Source organism: Halomonas sp. ABH4_019, assembly GCF_056159885.1.
In genome coordinates, this window is sequence record NZ_JBSWWC010000001.1 from 1,152,301 (window position 1) to 1,170,514 (window position 18,214).

Annotated in this window: 18 protein-coding genes; 10 read left to right on the forward strand and 8 right to left on the reverse strand. The window is 69.9% G+C overall.

Annotation, left to right across the window (positions count from 1 at the left end):
• Positions 1-18: 18 nt before the first annotated feature.
• The gene (locus ACXAFN_RS05245; RefSeq protein WP_474986805.1) at positions 19-1,503 is read left to right on the forward strand and encodes a TrkH family potassium uptake protein; all 1,485 of its coding nucleotides are present in this window, start codon (positions 19-21) and stop codon (positions 1,501-1,503) included.
• Positions 1,504-1,767: 264 nt separating this feature from the next.
• Positions 1,768-3,006 carry a TraB/GumN family protein gene (locus ACXAFN_RS05250; RefSeq protein ID WP_474986807.1) on the forward strand — a complete coding sequence of 413 codons (1,239 nt, stop codon included), beginning with the start codon at positions 1,768-1,770 and terminating at the stop codon, positions 3,004-3,006.
• A gap of 83 nt (positions 3,007-3,089) precedes the next feature.
• On the opposite strand, the gene ACXAFN_RS05255 is transcribed toward ACXAFN_RS05250, so the two are convergent.
• The gene (locus tag ACXAFN_RS05255; protein ID WP_474986809.1) at positions 3,090-4,037 is read right to left on the reverse strand and encodes a bile acid:sodium symporter family protein; all 948 of its coding nucleotides are present in this window, start codon (positions 4,035-4,037) and stop codon (positions 3,090-3,092) included.
• 163 nt (positions 4,038-4,200) lie between these two features.
• Here ACXAFN_RS05255 and ACXAFN_RS05260 point away from each other — a divergent pair, with 163 nt between their 5' ends.
• Both ACXAFN_RS05260 and ACXAFN_RS05265 read left to right on the forward strand, forming a co-directional pair.
• A complete protein-coding gene (locus ACXAFN_RS05260) occupies positions 4,201-4,662 on the forward strand; it encodes a MarR family winged helix-turn-helix transcriptional regulator (RefSeq protein WP_474986810.1) in 462 nt (153 codons plus the stop codon).
• Positions 4,659-6,608, forward strand: a complete 1,950-nt coding sequence (locus ACXAFN_RS05265; RefSeq protein WP_474986811.1) for an FUSC family protein — start codon at positions 4,659-4,661, stop codon at positions 6,606-6,608. The genes ACXAFN_RS05260 and ACXAFN_RS05265 overlap by 4 nt, the downstream gene beginning before the upstream one ends.
• A 12-nt stretch (positions 6,609-6,620) precedes the next feature.
• Here ACXAFN_RS05265 and ACXAFN_RS05270 read toward each other — a convergent pair whose 3' ends face one another.
• Positions 6,621-7,367 (reverse strand): tRNA-uridine aminocarboxypropyltransferase, encoded by a 747-nt coding sequence (locus ACXAFN_RS05270; RefSeq protein ID WP_474986812.1) that lies wholly within the window; start codon positions 7,365-7,367, stop codon positions 6,621-6,623.
• Positions 7,368-7,500: 133 nt separating this feature from the next.
• On the reverse strand, positions 7,501-8,223 hold the full coding sequence (locus ACXAFN_RS05275) for an SIR2 family NAD-dependent protein deacylase (protein ID WP_474986814.1): 723 nt from the start codon (positions 8,221-8,223) through the stop codon (positions 7,501-7,503).
• Positions 8,224-8,502: 279 nt separating this feature from the next.
• Between ACXAFN_RS05275 and ACXAFN_RS05280 the strand changes: the two genes are divergently transcribed.
• The 3 genes from ACXAFN_RS05280 to ACXAFN_RS05290 are packed head-to-tail and all read left to right on the forward strand — an operon-like array spanning position 8,503 to position 10,328.
• A complete protein-coding gene (locus ACXAFN_RS05280; RefSeq protein ID WP_474986816.1) occupies positions 8,503-9,267 on the forward strand; it encodes a pseudouridine synthase in 765 nt (254 codons plus the stop codon).
• Positions 9,264-10,088, forward strand: a complete 825-nt coding sequence (tcdA, locus tag ACXAFN_RS05285; protein ID WP_474986818.1) for a tRNA cyclic N6-threonylcarbamoyladenosine(37) synthase TcdA — start codon at positions 9,264-9,266, stop codon at positions 10,086-10,088. The genes ACXAFN_RS05280 and tcdA overlap by 4 nt, the downstream gene beginning before the upstream one ends.
• A gap of 12 nt (positions 10,089-10,100) precedes the next feature.
• Positions 10,101-10,328 carry a DUF1653 domain-containing protein gene (locus ACXAFN_RS05290; protein ID WP_394594505.1) on the forward strand — a complete coding sequence of 76 codons (228 nt, stop codon included), beginning with the start codon at positions 10,101-10,103 and terminating at the stop codon, positions 10,326-10,328.
• A gap of 265 nt (positions 10,329-10,593) precedes the next feature.
• Here the strand turns inward: ACXAFN_RS05290 and bfr are convergent, their stop codons facing one another.
• From bfr to lptF, 5 genes are all read right to left on the reverse strand, one after another.
• Positions 10,594-11,070, reverse strand: a complete 477-nt coding sequence (gene bfr / locus ACXAFN_RS05295) for a bacterioferritin (RefSeq protein WP_394590620.1) — start codon at positions 11,068-11,070, stop codon at positions 10,594-10,596.
• A 151-nt stretch (positions 11,071-11,221) separates the two neighbouring features.
• Complete coding sequence (locus ACXAFN_RS05300; RefSeq protein WP_474986820.1) at positions 11,222-11,428, reverse strand: (2Fe-2S)-binding protein; 207 nt, start codon at positions 11,426-11,428, stop codon at positions 11,222-11,224.
• 144 nt (positions 11,429-11,572) lie between these two features.
• Positions 11,573-12,058, reverse strand: coding sequence for an RDD family protein (locus tag ACXAFN_RS05305; protein WP_474986822.1), 486 nt, complete (start codon positions 12,056-12,058; stop codon positions 11,573-11,575).
• 13 nt (positions 12,059-12,071) lie between these two features.
• Complete coding sequence (lptG, locus tag ACXAFN_RS05310; protein ID WP_474986824.1) at positions 12,072-13,136, reverse strand: LPS export ABC transporter permease LptG; 1,065 nt, start codon at positions 13,134-13,136, stop codon at positions 12,072-12,074.
• Positions 13,133-14,215 carry an LPS export ABC transporter permease LptF gene (gene lptF / locus ACXAFN_RS05315; protein WP_474986825.1) on the reverse strand — a complete coding sequence of 361 codons (1,083 nt, stop codon included), beginning with the start codon at positions 14,213-14,215 and terminating at the stop codon, positions 13,133-13,135. The genes lptG and lptF overlap by 4 nt, the downstream gene beginning before the upstream one ends.
• A 221-nt stretch (positions 14,216-14,436) precedes the next feature.
• On the opposite strand from lptF, the gene ACXAFN_RS05320 reads away from it, so the two are divergent.
• From ACXAFN_RS05320 to ACXAFN_RS05330, 3 genes are all read left to right on the forward strand, one after another.
• Entirely contained in the window at positions 14,437-15,960 is a 1,524-nt protein-coding gene (locus ACXAFN_RS05320) for a leucyl aminopeptidase (RefSeq protein ID WP_474986826.1), read from the forward strand.
• A 146-nt stretch (positions 15,961-16,106) separates the two neighbouring features.
• On the forward strand, positions 16,107-17,207 hold the full coding sequence (locus ACXAFN_RS05325) for a branched-chain amino acid aminotransferase (protein WP_474986828.1): 1,101 nt from the start codon (positions 16,107-16,109) through the stop codon (positions 17,205-17,207).
• A gap of 398 nt (positions 17,208-17,605) precedes the next feature.
• Positions 17,606-18,049 (forward strand): DNA polymerase III subunit chi, encoded by a 444-nt coding sequence (locus tag ACXAFN_RS05330; RefSeq protein WP_474986830.1) that lies wholly within the window; start codon positions 17,606-17,608, stop codon positions 18,047-18,049.
• Positions 18,050-18,214: the final 165 nt, after the last annotated feature.

Sequence of the window (18,214 nt, forward strand, 5' to 3'; positions counted from 1 at the left end):
CCATGCGGAGCCCCGCCCATGAGCCTGCAGACCACCGGGACGACCCTGTATCGGGCCCGCCACTGGGCCCCGGTGTTCAAGGTGCTGGCGCTGCTGTGGCTGGTGCTGGCGGCCTTCATGCTGGTGCCCTGGCTGGTGCTGCTGCTCGAGCGGGACGCCGATGCCACGGCGTTCGGCCTGTCGATCCTGATCGTGCTGGGCTCGGTGGCCGCGGTGCTGCTGTCGACGCTGCGCGTGGAGATCAGCTTCAAGCCCTGGCAGATGTTCGTGCTGACCACCCTGAGCTGGGTCTCGATCAGCGGCTTCGCCTGCCTGCCGCTGGCGCTGGGCGTACCGGAGCTGTCGCTGGCCAATGCCGTCTTCGAATCGGTATCGGGCATCACCACCACCGGTTCCACGGTGCTGACCGACATCGACCGGCTGTCCGACGGCCTCAAGCTGTGGCGCGGCATCATGCAGTGGCTGGGCGGGGTCGGCATCATCGTCATGGGCATCGCCATCCTGCCGTTCCTCAAGGTCGGCGGCATGCGCCTGTTCCACACCGAGTCCTCGGACTGGTCGGACAAGGTCATGCCGCGCACCGGCGGCATCGCCAAGGCGACCCTGGCCATCTACTGCGGGATGACCCTGGCCGCGGTGGCGAGCTACTGGCTCGGCGGCATGGCCCCGCTGGATGCCGTCGTGCATGCCATGACCTCGGTGGCCACCGGCGGCTTCGCCAACTCCGACGCCTCCTTCGGCGCCTACGCCGACCAGCCCCACCTGCTGTGGATGGGCAGCCTGTTCATGCTCGGCGGCGCCCTGCCCTTCGTGATCTACATCCGGGTGCTGCGCGGGGCCCATATGGCCCTGTGGCACGACCAGCAGGTGCGCGGCCTGCTGGGCCTGCTGGCGATCGTCATCGTTATGCTCACCGCCTGGCGCATCTGGCTGGGCGATGCGGCCTTCGAATCCCTGACCCAGGTGACCTTCAACGTCGTCTCGGTGGTCACCACCACCGGCTATGCCGCGGACGATTACGCGGCCTGGGGCAGCCTGTCCGCCGTGGCCTTCTTCTACCTGAGCTTCGTGGGCGGCTGCAGCGGCTCCACCAGCGGCGGCATGAAGGTGTTCCGCTTCCAGGTCGCCACCATCCTGCTGCGCAACCAGCTGCGCTTTCTGGTGCACGCCAACGGCGTCTTCTCGGCCCGCTACAACGGCCACCCGTTGACCGACGACGTCACCCGCGGGGTCATCGCCTTCTCGTTCTTCTTCTTCCTGACCATCGCCGGGCTCGCCCTGGGACTGTCGCTGCTCGGCCTGGACCTGATCACCGCGCTGTCCGGCGCGGTCACGGCGGTCGCCAACGTCGGTCCGGGTCTCGGCGACATCATCGGCCCCTCGGGCAACTTCAGCTCCCTGCCCGATGCCGCCAAGTGGCTGTTGTGCATCGGCATGCTGATGGGCCGCCTGGAGATCCTCACCGTGCTGGTGCTGTTCACCCAGATGTTCTGGCGCAAGTAGGGAAACGCGGATTTATTGCTGCGCTCGACATCCTGGCCGCCGGCGGTGCTCGCTATCCTCATGTAGCAGGCTACACTCCGGTAGCTGCGCTCCGGCGGCGACCAGCCTCTCTTCGCTCGCGACATAAATCAGCGCTTCCCGCGACATTCCATCGGACGCGGGGCAGCGACAACGCGCAAAGCCGGTGCAAGCGTGCGCGGCGGGTTTGGCCCGCCGGCGGGCTTCGTGGATAATCGAGCCTCCACCCTCCAGACCCGAGCGTCCATGACCGACTCCCAGGACACCGCGACCGTCGATCGCGAGCAGGCCGCCGGCGGCGGTCCGCGCCGCACCCTCCAGGTGGGCGAGACCCGCTACACCCTGCTGGGCACCGCTCACGTCTCCGCCGAGAGCGCTGCCGAGGTGCGAGAGCTGATCGACTCCGGCGAGTTCGATGCCGTGGCCATCGAGCTGTGCGACTCGCGTCACCAGAATCTCGCCAACCCCGACGCCCTGGGCGAGCAGGACCTGTTCCAGATCTTCCGCCAGGGCAAGGCCGGCATGGTGGCCGCCAGCCTGGCGCTGGGCGCCTTCCAGCAGCGCGTCGCCGAGCAGTCCGGCATCGAGCCCGGCGCCGAGATGCGCGCCGCCCTGGAGGGGACCCGGGCTCGAAATCTGCCGCTGGTGCTGATCGACCGCGACGTGGGGGTGACCCTCAAGCGCATCTACCACAACGTGCCCTGGTGGCAGCGCTTCTCACTGTTCTCGGGGCTGCTCGGCGGGGTACTGTCGCGCCAGGACGTCTCCGCGGCGGATATCGAGCGCCTCAAGGAGGGCGACGTGCTGGAGTCCACCTTCAGCGAGTTCGCCGCCGAGTCCGAGACCCTCTACACGCCGCTGATCAGCGAGCGCGACCGCTACATGGTGCTGCGCCTGGCCGAGCAGTGCCCGCCGGGGCGTTACCGACACGTGCTGGTGGTGATCGGCGCCGGCCATCTCAAGGGCATGGCCGAGCACCTGGAGCAACCGCTGCCCGAGGCGCCGACCCCGGAGCGCGAGTCGCTCGAGGCCACGCCGCCGCCGTCGAAGCTGTGGAAGGCGCTGCCCTGGGTCGTCACCGCCCTGGTGCTGACCGGCTTCGCCATCGGCTTCTCGCGCAATACCGAGCTCGGCTGGCAGCTGGTGGCCGAATGGTTCCTGATCAACGGCGTGCTCTCCGGCGCCGCCACCCTGGTGGCCCTGGCCCATCCCCTGACTGTCGCCGCCACCGTGGTGGCCGCGCCGTTGACCTCGCTGAATCCGACCATCGGCGCCGGTTTCGTGGCCGCCGGGGTGGAGCTCGCCATGCGCAAGCCCAAGGTGCGCGACTTCGCCACCCTGCGCCACGACGTCACCGAGCTGAAGGGCTGGTGGCGCAACCGGGTCTCGCGCACCCTGCTGGTGTTCCTCGCCGCGACCCTGGGCTCCGCCGCCGGCACCTGGATCGCCGGCTTCCGCATCGCCGGCGCCCTGTTCGGCGGCTGACCTCGCCGTCGTCCCCACGACGCAAGGGCCCCGGGCATCGCTGCCCGGGGCCCTTGTCGTACCGCGGCAGGCAACGCCCCGCGTCAGCGCGTCTGGAGCGCCGCCGACGTCTCGTCGTCCGCCGGGCGGCGCTTCCAGGCGCCTGCCAGCAGCGAGCCGGAGACGTTGTGCCACACCGAGAACAGCGCCCCCGGCAGGGCCGCGGTGGCGGTGAAGAACTGGTTGGCCAGCGCCACGGCGAGCCCGGAGTTCTGCAGCCCCACCTCGAAGGCGATGGTTCGGGCCGTGCGTTCGTCGAAGCGCAGCGCCCGGGCCAGGCCGTAGCCGCCGGCCAGGCCGACGGCGTTATGGGCGATCACCGCCAGGGCGACGATCGGCCCCAGGGTCGCCAGCCGCTCGGCATTGAGGGCCACCACGATGGCGATGATCACCACGATGGCCAGCATCGCCAGGCTCGCCAGCGCCGGCTCGACCCGGGCGATGCGCTCGCCCAGCCAGTGATTGACGATCACCCCGATCAGGATCGGCGCCACCACCAGCTGGGCGATGCTGGTCAGCATGCCCGCCACCGGCACGTCGACGCTCTGGCCGACCAGCAGCAGGGTCAGCAGCGGCGTGGCGACCACCGACAGCAGGGTCGAGACCATGGTCATCGACACCGACAGCGCCACCCGGCCGCCGGCCAGCCAGGTCATGACGTTGGAGGAGGTCCCCCCGGCGGTGGCGCCGACCAGCACCATGCCGATGGTCAGGGCGTCCGACAGTCCCAGCAGCCGGGAAATCGCCAGCGCCGCCACCGGCATGATCAAGAACTGCAGCACCACGCCCACCGCGATCGGCGCCGGCGACTTCACCACCCGGGCGAAATCCGCCTTCGAGAGCGTCAGCCCCATGGCGAACATGATGACCACCAGCAGCGTCTTGATGCTGCCGGCCAGGCCGGTGAAGAGCTGCGGCTGGAAGGCGGCCAGGGCCGCCAGCAGCACCGCCCAGACGGGAAACAGGCGGTTGAAGCGTTCGAAGAATGACATGACGTGTCCTTGCGTTGATGGTTAGCGGCCTCTCCGGCTCGTTCGTTCGCGGGTCGCCCCGCGGCCTCCTATGGTCGTCGCAACGCGGCGCGCGGGCAATGGCTGACAAGCCCGCCCGGACGTGATAAGTTTCTGGCAAATAATTAGCAAGAGAATTTATTGCATGACACCGACCTCCGCCCGGGACCGCTTCGGCATCCGCCTCACCACGGTTTCGCGCCGCTGGCGCCGCGCCCTGGACCATCGGCTGGCCCTCGCCGGCCACACCGACGCCAGCTGGGCGCCGCTGATCCATCTCGACGCGGGTGGCGACGGCCTCAGCCAGAAGGACCTGGCCAGGGCCGTGGGCATGGAAGGCTCCAGCCTGGTGCGCCATCTGGATCGCCTGGAATCCAGGGGCCTGGTGCGCCGGCAGAGCGACCCACGGGACCGCCGCACCAAGCGGGTCTTCCTGACCGCGGCGGGCCGCGAGGCGGCCAGCGCCCTGAGCGTCGATCTGCGGGACGCCGAACGGGCCCTGCTCGACGATCTCGACGACGCCCGGCTCGAGGTCCTCGTCGAGGCCCTGGACCTCCTCGACCGACGCCTGCAGGGCGCCCCCGAGGGCCGGGAGGAGCCGTCATGAGCGCGCGCCTCGCCCGGTACGGCCTCGCCCCGGAACGGCTGTCGTTCGGGCTGCGTACGGCCCTGGCGTCCTGCCTGGCGCTGGTCGTCGCCTGGGCGCTGGGGCTCGAGCATCCCCAGTGGTCGGCCATGACCGTCTGGGCCGCCTCCCAGCCGGTGCGCGGCATGCTGCTCGAGAAGAGCGCCTTCCGGGCGCTGGGCACGCTGGTCGGCACCCTGGTGGGCGTGGCCCTGCTGGCGGCGGTGGGCGACCACACCGCCTGGCTGGTGCTCGGCCTGGCGCTGTGGGTCGGGCTCTGTGCCGGCACCGGCAACCTGCTGCACGGGCTGCGCTCCTACGGCGCCCTGCTCGCCGGCTATTCCGCCTCCATGGTGGCGCTGCTCGGCCAGTCGGCGCCCATGGGCGTAACGGCGCTGGGCGTCGACCGCTTCGCCACGGTGCTGGTCGGAGTGATCGTGGCCCTGGTCATCGGCCTGCTGCTCGCCCCCCGCGCCGAGGAAGACGATGCCAGCGGCCGCACCCGGCGCCTGATGATCCTGGTGCTCCAGCGGCTGGCCGAGCGCCTGCGGGGCCGGCCGAGCCCCTCGGCCGCCGAGCTCACCGCCCTGCTGAGCGAGGCCGCGGCCATCGAGGCCACCCTCGACGCCCATGGCGCGGGATCGCGCCGGCGCCGCCATTCGGCGCGCTCGCTGCGGGCCATCCTCGCCGCCCAGGTCGAGGCCCTGCTGTGGCTCGAACGCCCCGACACCCTGCCCGACGAGGGCCCCGCCATCGCCGCGGCCCTCGATCGGGCGGCCGCAGCCCTCGATGGTGCCGACGACGCGATCGATGCCTTGCTGGTCGCGCTCACCCGAGCCGAAGCCCGAGCCGCCAGCGCCCCCTCCCTGGCGCTGTGCCTCGGACAAATCGCCGAGGCGCATCGCCAGAGGGCCCGCTATCACGACACCGGCACCACCCGGAGCGAGACGCTCAGGCGCCAGGTGATCCGCCATCGCGACTGGGTGCACGGCCGGCAGGCCTTCCTGCGTACCGGCGGCGTCATGCTGATCGTCGGCGGCGCCTGGGCGCTCAGTGGCTGGGCACCGGGCGCCTACGTGCTGCTCGGCACCTCGGTGATGGTCACGCTGTTCTCCACGTTCGACAATCCGGCCTGGCTGATGCGGCGGATCCTGGCCTGGCAGGCGGTCGGTGCCGCGGCATCGCTGGTCTGCCACTGGGCGCTATGGCCGCTGGCCGGCAGCGAATGGCAGCAGCTGGCCATGCTGATGCCCTTCATCCTGGCGGCGGTGCTGCCGTTTGCCCATCGCCGCACCATGACCGGCTCGGTGGACTACGTCATGGTCCTGCTGCTGCTGTCCCAGCCCGGCCTGCCACACGCCATCGATATCGCCGGCTCGCTGACCACCGCCATCGCGGTGGTGATGGGCCCGCTGCTGGCCGTCATCGCCTTCACGCTGATCTTCCCCACCGATGCCCGGCGCCGCCAGCGCCGCCTCAAGGCGATGATGATCCGCGAGCTGCAGGCCATGGCCACGCGCCCGGATGCCGCTCCCCGGGCCGCCGTCTGGCGCGCCCGGCTGCATCACCGAATCATGGCATTGATGCAGTGGAGCCATCGTCTCGGCGACCCGGCCCAGGCCGCCACCCGGGGCAGCCTGGCGGTGTATGACCTCGGCCGGACGGTGCTCGCCCTGCAGGCCCTGCGCGAGGACCGGACGCTGTCCGCTCGCGAGCGCCGGGCGATCGTCGCCACCCTGCGCCAGCTGGACGCGCTGCGCGACCGCCCCCAGGCGGTGGCCGACGCCCTGGCACGGCTGGGCGGCTTCCTGTCACGGCGCGGTCGCGAACCGGCCTCCGACATCGAGCGCGCGGCGGACCACCTGCGCGAGCAGGCGGCCTTCTTCCGGCACACCCGGGCGGCCAGCCTCTCGTCGCTCGCGACATAAATCAGCGCTTCCCTAACGCGCCGCCAGCAGCCGCCGCATGGCCGGGGTCGGCGTCTCGATCTTGCCATGGCGGCGGCTGGCGGCGTAGCTGTCGTTGAAGACGTCGAAGTAGTCGTCGAGCCGGCCGGCGGCCTCGAGGTCGCCGGCCTGGCGCAGCAGCTCCGCGGCCACCTCGGCGGTACACAGGTGCGTGGCACAGGCCGGCTTGCGCAGCCGGTAGCGGGTCAGCCGGTCGGTGGCGAGCGGCAGGACCGGGAGCTCGGCCAGGTAGGGGCTCTTGCGGAAGATGCGCCGCGCCTGGCGCCAGGTGCCGTCGAGGATCAGGAACACCGGAATCCGCCCCGCCTGCTGACGCGCCGCCACCGCCTCCATGCCAACGACGCGATGAGCGTAATCGGCCTGGTCATCGGGGAAGATCACCAGGGGCGCATAGCGCTCGTCCTCGAGCAGCGCCAGCAGCCGCGGGTCGGGCGCGGTGCGATACCAGGTGAAGACCTCGGTGGTAGGCAGCACTTCGCGAATCAGGCGGCCGGTATTGGTGGGCTTGTAGTGCTCCAGCGGGTGGGTCAGCAGCCAGACGCGGGTACGGCTGTCCGCCGTCACTCGATAGGGGCACAGGCAGTTCAGCGCCGGCAGGTTGCAGCCCTCGCAGCGCCGCACGAAGCTGCCGCGGGCCTTGAATTCGCGACGCGGCGGGCGCGGTCGGCCGGTACCGGGATCGATATCGGCATGATCGGGGCGGGGGGTGTCGTCCTGCATGGGTCATCGTCGGGCCGGAAAGGGGAGCGCCATTCTAGCATGACCCCGACGCCTCTCTGGCCCTCGCACCTTGCACCTCGCACCTTGCACCTTGCACCTTGCTCCTTGGTCCTTGCCCCTGGCAGCCCACACGTCACTCCGGCAGCCGCAGCGCCCCCGTCTCGCGCCAGTGGCGGACCAGCGCCGGCACGCCCTCGCCGGCGGGCCGGGCGATCTTCGTCACCCCAGGCGGCGCCAGCGCATGGGCCTCGGGATCCACCAGGGCACAGGGGACGTCGAGGGGCGCCTGGTCGAGCAGCATGGCGGCCGGCATCACCGCCAGCGAGGTGCCCACCACCAGCAGCAGGTCGGCCTCGGCGACGATATCGCAGGCCACGGGATAGTGCGGCACGGCCTCGCCGAACCACACCACGTCGGGGCGCAGCTGGCCGCCCTTGTCGCACACGTCGCCCAGCCGGATGCCGCCGCGGGGCAGCGGGTAGCGCAGCGCCGGGTCGACGCTGGAACGCGCCATCAGGATCTCGCCGTGCAGGTGCAGCACGCGACGCGAGCCGGCACGCTCGTGCAGGTCGTCGATGTTCTGGGTGACGACGCTGACCCGGAAACCGTCCGCCTCGAGCTCGGCCAGGGCGAGGTGGGCGGCATTGGGGCGCGCCCGCCGCACCCGCTCGCGGCGGGCGTCGTAGAAGCGCAGCACCCGCGCCGGGTCCCGGGCCCAGCCCTCCGGCGTGGCCACGGCTTCGACGGGCTCGTCGGCCCAGAGGCCGTCGGCGGCGCGAAAGGTCTGGATGCCGCTCTCGGCGCTGATGCCGGCGCCGGTCAGCACCACCAGATGGGGGCGGGAAGCATCGCTCATGGTCGTCTCGCGAATCGGAACACTCGCCCCAGCTTGCCATATTTCGCCGCGGTCGAGCAGAAAGTCCTCGGGGACAAGCCCCACAGGAGCAGCTTCGTCAGAGATGACGTCCGGAGCCTGCAGGGACGTGTCGACGGCGTCTCCTCGCGGGCTTGTCGACGAGAGTGACTCGCGCGATCACCAGGCTCGCCCACACGGCTTCGCCGCGCCGATGGCAGATGACATCGGGGCGGCTGGCGGCGACAATGGGCGCCCTCGCAGAATCCCCCGAGCCGCCCGATGACCGAACCGCTGCCCATCCTCCACCACGACGAGCACCTGGTCGCCGTGCACAAGCCGGCCGGGCTGCTGGTGCATCGCAGCGCCCTGGCCCGGGGCGAGCGCCACTTCCTGTTGCAGACCCTGCGCGACCAGCTGGGGCAACGGGTCTACCCGGTGCATCGCCTCGACCGCCCCACCTCGGGGCTGATGGTGTTCGCGCTGTCGTCCGAGGTCGCCCGTCGCCTGGGCGAGGCCTTCGAGCAGCAGCGGGTCGCCAAGCGCTACCTCGCCGTGGTGCGCGGCAGCGGGCCGGCCGCCGAGCGCCTCGACTATGCCCTGCGCGAGGAGGACGGTCGCCGCCCCAAGGCCGAGATGCCGGCCATGGAGGCCGTCACCGAGGTGCGACGCCTGGACAGCGTCGAGCTGCCGGTGCGGGTCGACCGCTACCCCACCAGCCGCTACTCGCTGATGGAAGCGCGGCCGCTGACCGGGCGGCGCCACCAGATCCGACGCCACCTGTCCCGGCGCGGCTACCCGATCATCGGCGACGCCAAGCACGGCAAGGGCGTGCACAATCGCTTCTTCGCCGAGCGGCTCGACTGCCCGCGGCTGCTGCTGGCCGCCGTGGGCCTGAGCCTCGACCATCCGGTGGAGGGCCACCGCCTGGACCTGGGCTGCGCCCTGGATGCGCCGATGACCGAACTGTTCCAGCGCTTCGGCTGGGCGGGTCACCTGCCCGCCAACCGCCGCGCCCCCTCCCCCGAGCCCGGTGAACTGCCATGAACGATTTCCCGAGCCCCGCCTCTCTCGAGACCGACGACCACGAGCTGCGCTTCGGCGGCATTCGGCGCCTCTACGGCGCGCGTGCCCTGGCCCGCTTCCGCGGCGCCCACGTGGCGGTGATCGGCGTGGGCGGCGTGGGCAGCTGGGCCGTGGAGGCCCTGGCCCGCTCCGGCATCGGTAAGCTGACGCTGATCGATCTCGACGACGTCTGCGTGTCCAACGTCAACCGCCAGCTGCACGCCCTGGACGGCACCGTCGGCCGCCCCAAGGTGGAGGTGCTGGCCGAACGCTGCCGGGCCATCCAGCCGGGCATCGAGGTGGTGGCGGACACCGCCTTCGTGACCCCCACCAACCTGGCCGAGCGGCTGCCCGAGGATCTCGACCACGTGATCGACGCCATCGACAGCGTGGTGGCCAAGGCGGCGCTGATCGCCTGGTGCAAGCGCCGCAAGCTGCCGATCACCGTCACCGGCGCGGCGGGCGGCCAGAGCGACCCGACCCGCATCAAGGTCGCCGACCTGACGCGCACCGAGCACGACCCGCTGCTGGCCAAGGTGCGTTCGCGGCTGCGCCGCGACCACGGCTTCTCGCGCAACCCCAAGCGACGCTTCTCGGTGGAGTGCGTCTACTCCGACGAACAGCTCGTCTACCCCGGCGCCGACGGCGAAATCTGCCATGCCAAGCCCGGCCACGGCGAGGCCACGCGCCTCGACTGCGCCTCGGGCTTCGGGGCGGCGACCTTCGTCACCGGCAGCTTCGGCTTCGTGGCCGCGTCGCGTACCCTGGCCAGGCTGGCCCGCGACGCCGCTTCTTCCCCCTGACCCGGAGATCCCATGGACGTATCGCATCCCGTGCCCGGCATCTATCGCCACTACAAGGGCCCGCTCTACGAGGTGATCGGCGTGGCCCATCACAGCGAGACCGAGGAGCCGCTGGTGACCTATCGCGCCCTCTACGGCGACTATGGCCTGTGGGTACGCCCGCTGGACATGTTCATGGAAACCGTCGAGGTGCAAGGCGAGCCGCTGCCGCGCTTCGCCCTGGAGAAGGCTTTTTCCTGAGCTCGGCCAGACTCACGCCGAACGCAAGAAGGCGCCCCATGGGGCGCCTTCTTTCATCGCTTGATGCGTCATGGCCGGCAGCAAATCTTCGCGAGGCGCTATGAACCCTTCCCTGGGCGCTCCATCCGACCTGCGGCGCTTTCGCTTCCTGCTTCGCTTGCAGGGCCGGTGCTGTCCGTCCCTGGACAGCCCGTTCGGCGGAGTCCGCCTCACCCCTGGCGGATAACCCTCGCTCATATTCGCCGCCGCCCCATCAGGCGTCATGCTATTCCGCGTCGTGCATCTGCTTCTGCAGGTAGTTCTCGATGCCGACCTTGTCGATCAGCGACAGCTCGGTCTCGAGCTTGTCGATATGCTCTTCCTCGTCGGCCAGGATGTCGCGGAACAGGTCGCGGGTGACGTAATCCTGCACCGACTCGCAGTAGGCGATGGCCTCGACATAGTCGTCGCGCCCCTGGAGCTCGAGCTTGAGATCGCACTCGAGCATCTCCTTGGTGTCCTCGCCGATCAGCAGCTTGCCGTAGTCCTGCAGGTTGGGCACGCCCTCGAGGAACAGGATCCGCTCGATCAGCTTGTCGGCGTGCTTCATCTCGTCGATGGACTCTTCGTACTCGAACTTGCCCAATGCCGCCAGACCCCAATCCTGGTACATCTTGGCGTGCAGGTAATACTGGTTGATGGCCACCAGCTCGTTACCGAGGGCGGTATTGAGATACTCGATGACCTTCTTGTCGCCTTTCATGACACTACCTCGTTGCTGTCGTCAGGGTCATTGGTCAGCTTGGCACGCACGGGAGCATGCCGCCATGTATAACGACAGTCTAGGCAATATCAATAAAAACTCAAGAAAATCAAATGGTTGAGAACGCCAAAAGAAACGATAGCGATTGCCATCACACGGCGTAGGCGAGTCCCTGCTGGGCCATGCTCAGCTCTTCCTGGATGGCCTCGCGGGTGATGCCCTTGCCCATGCAGGCGCACTTGCCGCACTGGGTGCCGCAGCCCGTCTCGCGCTGGACCTCGCGCCAGCTGCGCGCGCCTTCCTCCACGCTGCGACGGATCGCCTTGTCGCTCACACCCTTGCACAGACACACGTACATGACATCACCTCACATCGATCATGGGATCGAATGTAAATGATTCGCATGGGCTATCGCAACCATAGACTGAGAAAATTTCTCATCCACATTAAAAGCTGCTGATGTATCAGGACCCACGGGCGGCGGGTCGGCGCCCCGCGCTGCCTACGGCCGTCGCTTGGCGGCCTTGGGCAATACCACCAGCCGAGTCCCCGAGGCGATATCCGCCCAGCTGCGTCGCTCGCCGTCGAACAGCACCCACAGGTGACCGAGGCCCAGCGCCAGCCAACCGAGCGCGCCGACCAGGCAACGCACCAGGCTCCGGCGCCAGCCGATGGCATGGCCGTCGCGGGTCTGCACGCGCAGCCGCCAGGCCTGCATGCCCAGGGTCATGCCGCCGCGGGTCCAGAAGTAGGCGAAGAAGCCACAGGCGGCGAGGGCCAACAGCGCCCGCAGCGACCACACCTGGGCGGCGCCGAGGCCGACCCGCTCGGGGGGCAGGCCGAGCGCCAGCCGGCTCACCGCCACATGGGCCCCGGCGAGGAGGATCCACAGCGCCAGCACCAGCAGGCCGTCGTAGAGCATGGCGCCCAGGCGCCGGCCGAGGCCGGCGGGCCAGACGTCGTCGAGGCGGTCGAAGCGTCGCGGCATGGCGGTCTCCGAGTCAGCCGCTGCGGCGCAGCAGGTAGAGCCCCAGGCCGGCGCACAGCAGGGTGGGCACCAGCACGGCCCAGGCCGGCGAGAAACCGAACACCGTGGAGGCCGGCCCCAGCAGGTCCTGCAGGTACTTGAACACCAGCCCGGTGACCACGCCGTAGAACACCCGGGTGCCGGCGGCCACGCTGCGCAGCGGCCCGAACACGAAGGAGGCCGCCACCAGCACCAGCGAGGCCATGGTCAGCGGCATCAGCACCTTCTGCCAGAAGTAGATCAACGGCTGGGTGGCGTCCTGGCCCTGGGCGCGCAGGTGGGTGGCATAGGCCCACAGCTCGCTGGGCGCCTGGGTCTCCACGTCCCGCAACAGCCGCTCGAGGCTCTGCGGGGTCAGCTCGGTCTCCCAGGGGCGCGTCGCCTGATGGCTGGCCAGGGTGCGGTCGTCCATGACCCGGGTCTCGGAGACGTCCTCCAGCACCCAGGCACCGTCGCGCCACACCGCGCGGCGGGCGTTGAGGGTCGAGCGCAGCTCGCGCCCCTCGAAGCGGTAGCGGGTCAGGTCCAGAACCACCTGGTCGGCGCGAATCGCCCCGAAGCGATAGAAGTCGTCGCCCTCGCGCTGCCAGCCGCCGCTCTCGGTCAGCACCGCGCCTTCGCCCTGCATCTGTTCGAGCCGCCAGGCGCTGGCGAACTGCTCGGTCCTGGGGCTGACGAACTCGGCGACCAACAGCACCACGGCGATCACCAGGATGATCGGCTTCATCACGCCCCACAGGATGCGGGTCAGCGAGCGGCCGGCGGCGCGCATCACGGTCAGCTCGTTGCTCGAGGCCATGCTGCCGAGCCCGATCAGCGCGCCGATCAGCACCCCCACCGGGGCGTACTGGTAGAAGCGCCAGGGCAGCCGGAACACCAGGTAGAAGAGCACCTGCAGGGCGCCGTAGTCGCCCTCCACGTCGCCCAGGTCGTTGATGTAGGTGATCACCAGGTCGAGGCCCAGCAGGATCACCTGAACCACCAGGATGGCGCCCAGGACCTGGCGGGCGATGTAACGGTCGAGACGGTCGGCGATCATCCGCTCATCCCCTTGCGCTGGGCCTGCAGCGTCATGGCCAGGCCGATGACCAGGAAGGCCGCATGGATCGGCCACATGCCGAGGGCGGCCGGCCAGGCGCCCCGGGCGATGGCATCCAGCGCCGCCAGCAACAGGCTCAGGTAGGCCACGTAGAGGAAGATCGCCGGCAGCAGCTTGGCGAAGCGGCCCTGGCGCGGGTTGACCCGCGACAGGGGCATCGCCATCAGGGTCAGGATGAACACCATCAGCGGCAGCCCCAGGCGCCACTGCAGCTGGGCCGCCGCGGGGGCGGCATCGTCGGCCAGCAGCGCCGGGGTGGTGGCGAACTCGGGGTCGTCCAGGTCGAGGCTCCGTTCGTCCCGCGACAGCCGCACCGCGTAGGTGCCGAACACCAGGCGCTCGGCCTGGGCCCGGCCGGGATCGACGCTGTAGCGCTGGCCGTCGGAGAGCACCAGGAAGCGGCTGCCGGTCTCGGGATCGACGGTCTGATAGCCGGCCTCGGCCCGGGTCACCACGGTGGAGGGCGTGCCGTCGGAGCGGCGCTGTCGCTCGCTGATGAAGACCTCCTGCATGCGGCTGTCGTCCTCGGTCAGCGCCTCGGTGTAGGCGGTGCGACCGCCGCCGAACTCCTGGAAGCGGCCCGGCGTCAGCGCCGTGAAGTCCAGCTGGCTGCGCTGCTTCTCGAGCATCACCTCGTTGTGCAGGGCCCCGGCCGGCGTCAGCCACAGGCTGCACAGCCCCACCAGCACCGCCACCACGGTGGCCGGCACCAGGCTCACCTGCAGCAGTCGGTTGGGGCTGGTGCCGCAGGCCACCAGCACGGTGATCTCGCTGTTGAGATACAGCTGGCCGTAGGCCAGCAGGATGCCGAGGAAGAAGGCCAGCGGCAGGATCAGCTCGAGGAAGCCCGGCAGGTGAAACAGCATCAGGGTGCCGAGGATATCGAGGGGGATCTCGCCCTCCGCCGCGGTGGCGAAGTAGCGGATGAAGCGGCTGCCCATGATCACCAGCAGCAGCACCCCGGCCACGGCGGCCATGGTCTGCAGGATCTCACGGGTCAGGTAGCGGAATATGATCAACGTTGTCTCCCGGCCCGAGGCCCTGCGGCCCGGCCATCTTCCGTGCGGTGATGCCTCGTCCCGATGGCCTGACGGACCGCCCGAGGGCCGCGGGGTTCCCTCTCGCCCGACGGCGCCGCAGATCGGTGTGAAGTCCGGCGGGGTCCTGGGGTACACTGGGACGACTCGGCAACGTGCCGGCATTATCCAGAATCCCCCACCGCTTGTCTTGTGGAGACACCATGGAATTCCCAGTTCAGACGGCCAATCCCGCCAAGGCCGAGACGGCCTGCCTCGTGGTCCCGGTGTTCAAGGATGGCGACCTGCTGCCCGCCGCCGCCAAGCTCGACGATGCCAGCGAGCGGCTGATCGGCCAGCTGATCGATCGCGAAGACTTCGATGCCAAGCTGGGCAACGTGCAGATGATTCCCTTCGCTCCGGGGCTGAACGCCGACCGCCTGCTGCTGGTCGGCCTGGGGAGCCGTGACAAGTGCCAGGAAGGCGCCTTCCGCAAGGCCGTCGACGCCGCCTTCACCGCCCTGGCGGCGCTGCCGGCCGACGATGCCGCCGTGGCCTTCACCGACGTGCCGGTCCCCGACCGCGACTGCGACTGGAAGGCCCGCATGGTCGCCGAGGCCGCCCACCGTGCCGTCTATCGCTTCACCGAGTTCAAGTCCGAGCCCGGCCCCCTGCCCCGCCTCGAGCGCGTGACCCTGCTGGTCAGCGAGGGCGGCAACGCCGAGGCCGCCCGCGAAGGCGCCCGGGTCGGCGACGGCATCGGCCAGGGCATCAACGCCGCCCGCACCCTGGGCAACCTGCCCGGCAACGTCTGCACGCCGCGCTACCTGGCGAGCCGCGCCGAGCAGCTGGCCGCCGAGTCCGACGGCGCGCTGAGCGCCGAGATTCTCGACGAGGAGGCCCTGGAGGCGCTGGGTGCCCACTCGCTGCTCTCCGTGGGCCACGGCAGCGACGAGCCCTCGCGGCTGATCGTGATGAAGTACCAGGGCGCCGACGACCCCGACGAGGCGCCCCACGTGCTGGTCGGCAAGGGCATCACCTTCGATTCCGGCGGCATCTCGCTCAAGCCCGGCGCGGGCATGGACGAGATGAAGTTCGACATGTGCGGCGCCGCCAGCGTGTTCGGCGCCGTCACCTCGGTGCTGGCCATCCGCCCGAAGATCAACCTGGTAGCGATCGTCGCCAGCGCCGAGAACATGCCCAGCGGCCGCGCCACCAAGCCCGGCGACATCATCAAGACCCTCAAGGGCCTGTCGGTGGAAGTGCTCAACACCGATGCCGAGGGTCGCCTGGTGCTGTGCGATGCCCTGACCTACGCCGAGCGCTTCGAACCGGCCAGCGTGGTCGACATCGCCACCCTCACCGGCGCCGCCATCATCGCCCTGGGCCATCACGCCACCGGCCTGATGGCCAACGACGACGACCTGGCGCTGGACCTGCTGGACGCCGGCGAGACCGCCTGGGACCGTGCCTGGCACCTGCCGCTGTGGGACGAGTACCAGGAGCAGCTGGACTCCAATTTCGCCGACCTGGCCAACATCGGCGGTCGCCCGGCGGGCACCATCACCGCCGGCTGCTTCCTGTCGCGCTTCACCGACCGTTTCCCCTGGGCGCACCTGGATATCGCTGGCACCGCCTGGCACTCCGGCGCCCAGAAGGGCGCCACCGGCCGCCCGGTGAGCCTGCTGACCCAGTACCTGCTGGACCGCGAGGTCGACGGCCGGGTCGAGGCGGACGACGAGGCCTGAGGGCCATCACGCCCGGGGGTTGCCTTCCGGGCGTGACGACTTTTTCATAAGAGGCGTCGATTGCAACGCACCGGGCCGAGCTGGCCCGGTGATCCTGTTTAGCGTACCGGGGTGCGGGAAGCCCCCGATGAAGCGGAGATCAAGCCGTGTCCACCGAACGTTTTACCGTGCTGCCCGCCGCCCAAGCCACGGCGGCCCCGATCCGTGAGGACATCCTTCGCGACCCCGGGTTCGGCCGCTACTTCACCGATCACATGGCCCATGTGCGCTGGACCGTCGACGCCGCCTGGCACGGCCACGAGGTGCGCCCCTACGGCCCGCTGACCCTGGACCCGGCCGCCGCCGTGCTGCACTACGGCCAGGAGATCTTCGAGGGCGTGAAGGCCTACCGGCACGCCGATGGCTCGGTGTGGACCTTCCGCCCGGAGAAGAACGCCGAGCGCTTTCGCCGCAGCGCCCGCCGCCTGGCCCTGCCGGAGCTCTCCGACGAGGACTTCATCGACTCGCTCAAGGCGCTGCTGGCCCAGGATCACGCCTGGGTGCCGACCCCGGCCAGCGAGGCCGACGAGTCGAGCCTCTACCTGCGCCCGTTCATGATCGCCAGCGAAACCTTCCTCGGCGTGCGCCCGTCCCACGAGGTGGACTACTACGTCATCGCCTCGCCGGCCGCGGCCTACTTCCAGGGCGGCATCAAGCCGGTGTCGATCTGGCTGTCCTCCCACTACAAGCGCGCCGCCCCCGGCGGCACCGGCTTCGCCAAGTGCGGCGGCAACTACGCCGCCTCCCTGGCCGCCCAGAAGGAGGCCGCCGAGCACGAGTGCAGCCAGGTGGCCTTCCTCGACGCCGCCGAGAACAAGTGGATCGAGGAGCTGGGCGGCATGAACCTGTTCTTCGTCTACCGCGACGGCCGCATCGTCACCCCGCGCCTGACCGACACCATCCTCGAGGGCGTGACCCGCGACTCGGTGCTGACCCTGGCGCGCGACGAGGGCCTGACCCCGGAGGAACGCCCGATCAGCATCGACGAGTGGCGCGAGGGCGCGGCCAGCGGCGAGATCGTCGAGGTCTTCGCCTGCGGCACCGCCGCGGTGATCACCCCGGTGGGCGAGCTGGTCACCGAGGACGACACCATCCGCCTGGCCGCCGAGGGCGACAACGAGATCGCCAAGCGCCTGCGCACCCGCCTGCTGGACCTGCAGTACGGCCGCAGCGAGGACAAGTACGGCTGGCTGACGCGCCTGGTCTAAGGGAAACACCGATTTATTGCTGCGCTCGGTTCTTGTTGAAAAGAAGCTGGCCGCCGGCGGTGCTCGCAACATAAATCAGCGCTTCCCACAGCCAGGTTAATCTGACGACAGACTTGAGGGCGCCAGGGGCAAGGCAAAGCGAGGGTTATCCGCCATGGATGGCGGATGTAGCGTCCATGGAGGGATTCATAGCGCCTCGCGACGCCTTGCCGCCGGTGCCCGCATCGCCGTCCAGGCGGCTCCATAGCTCCCAAGACTCCGAGATAAAACGCCGACGAGCGAAGGCCAGACAAGGCAAGAATCGGCGAGAGAGCGGAGTTTACGGGTTGTTAAATGAGCAGCTTGAGCCGATTTTTAACGCCGTATGGCCGAGCGCAGTCCGTTTTAGACGGAGTCTCATGACCCGCATCGATTTCTACATCCTCCCCGAGACCACCCTGGAAGCCCGGCTGGCGTTCGCCTGCCGGCTGGCCGAGACCATCGCCCGCAAGGGCTATCGGCTGCATCTGCACGCCGAGGACGAGGCCATGGCCCGGGAACTGGACGACACCCTGTGGACCTTCCGGCCCGACGCCTATCTGCCCCATGCGCTGCTCGGCAGCGAGCAGGCCGACAGCGTGCCGGTGACCATCGGCTGGCAGGAGCCGCCGCCCGGCGACGCCGGCGTGCAGGCGATGCTCAACCTGCACCCGGAGATTCCCGAGTGGTTCTCGCGCTTCGAGCGGGTCGCCGAGATCATCAACCAGCACCAGGCGGTGCTGACCGCCAAGCGACGCTGCTGGCAGACCTACAAGAAGCGCGGCTACCCGGTCACGCCGCACCATCTGCGCGCCGGGGGCTGACGGCACTCGGCAGGGTCGCGAGGGGCGCCGGGGACAGGTCGCAGAGGGGGCCCTACGCCAGGGATGGCGTCGGTAGCGCCCAGGGAGGGGTTCACAGCGCCCCCTCGGAGACCTGTCACCGGATCAGCCCCGACTCTCCTCCTCGCCAATAACAGCGCGTGGCGC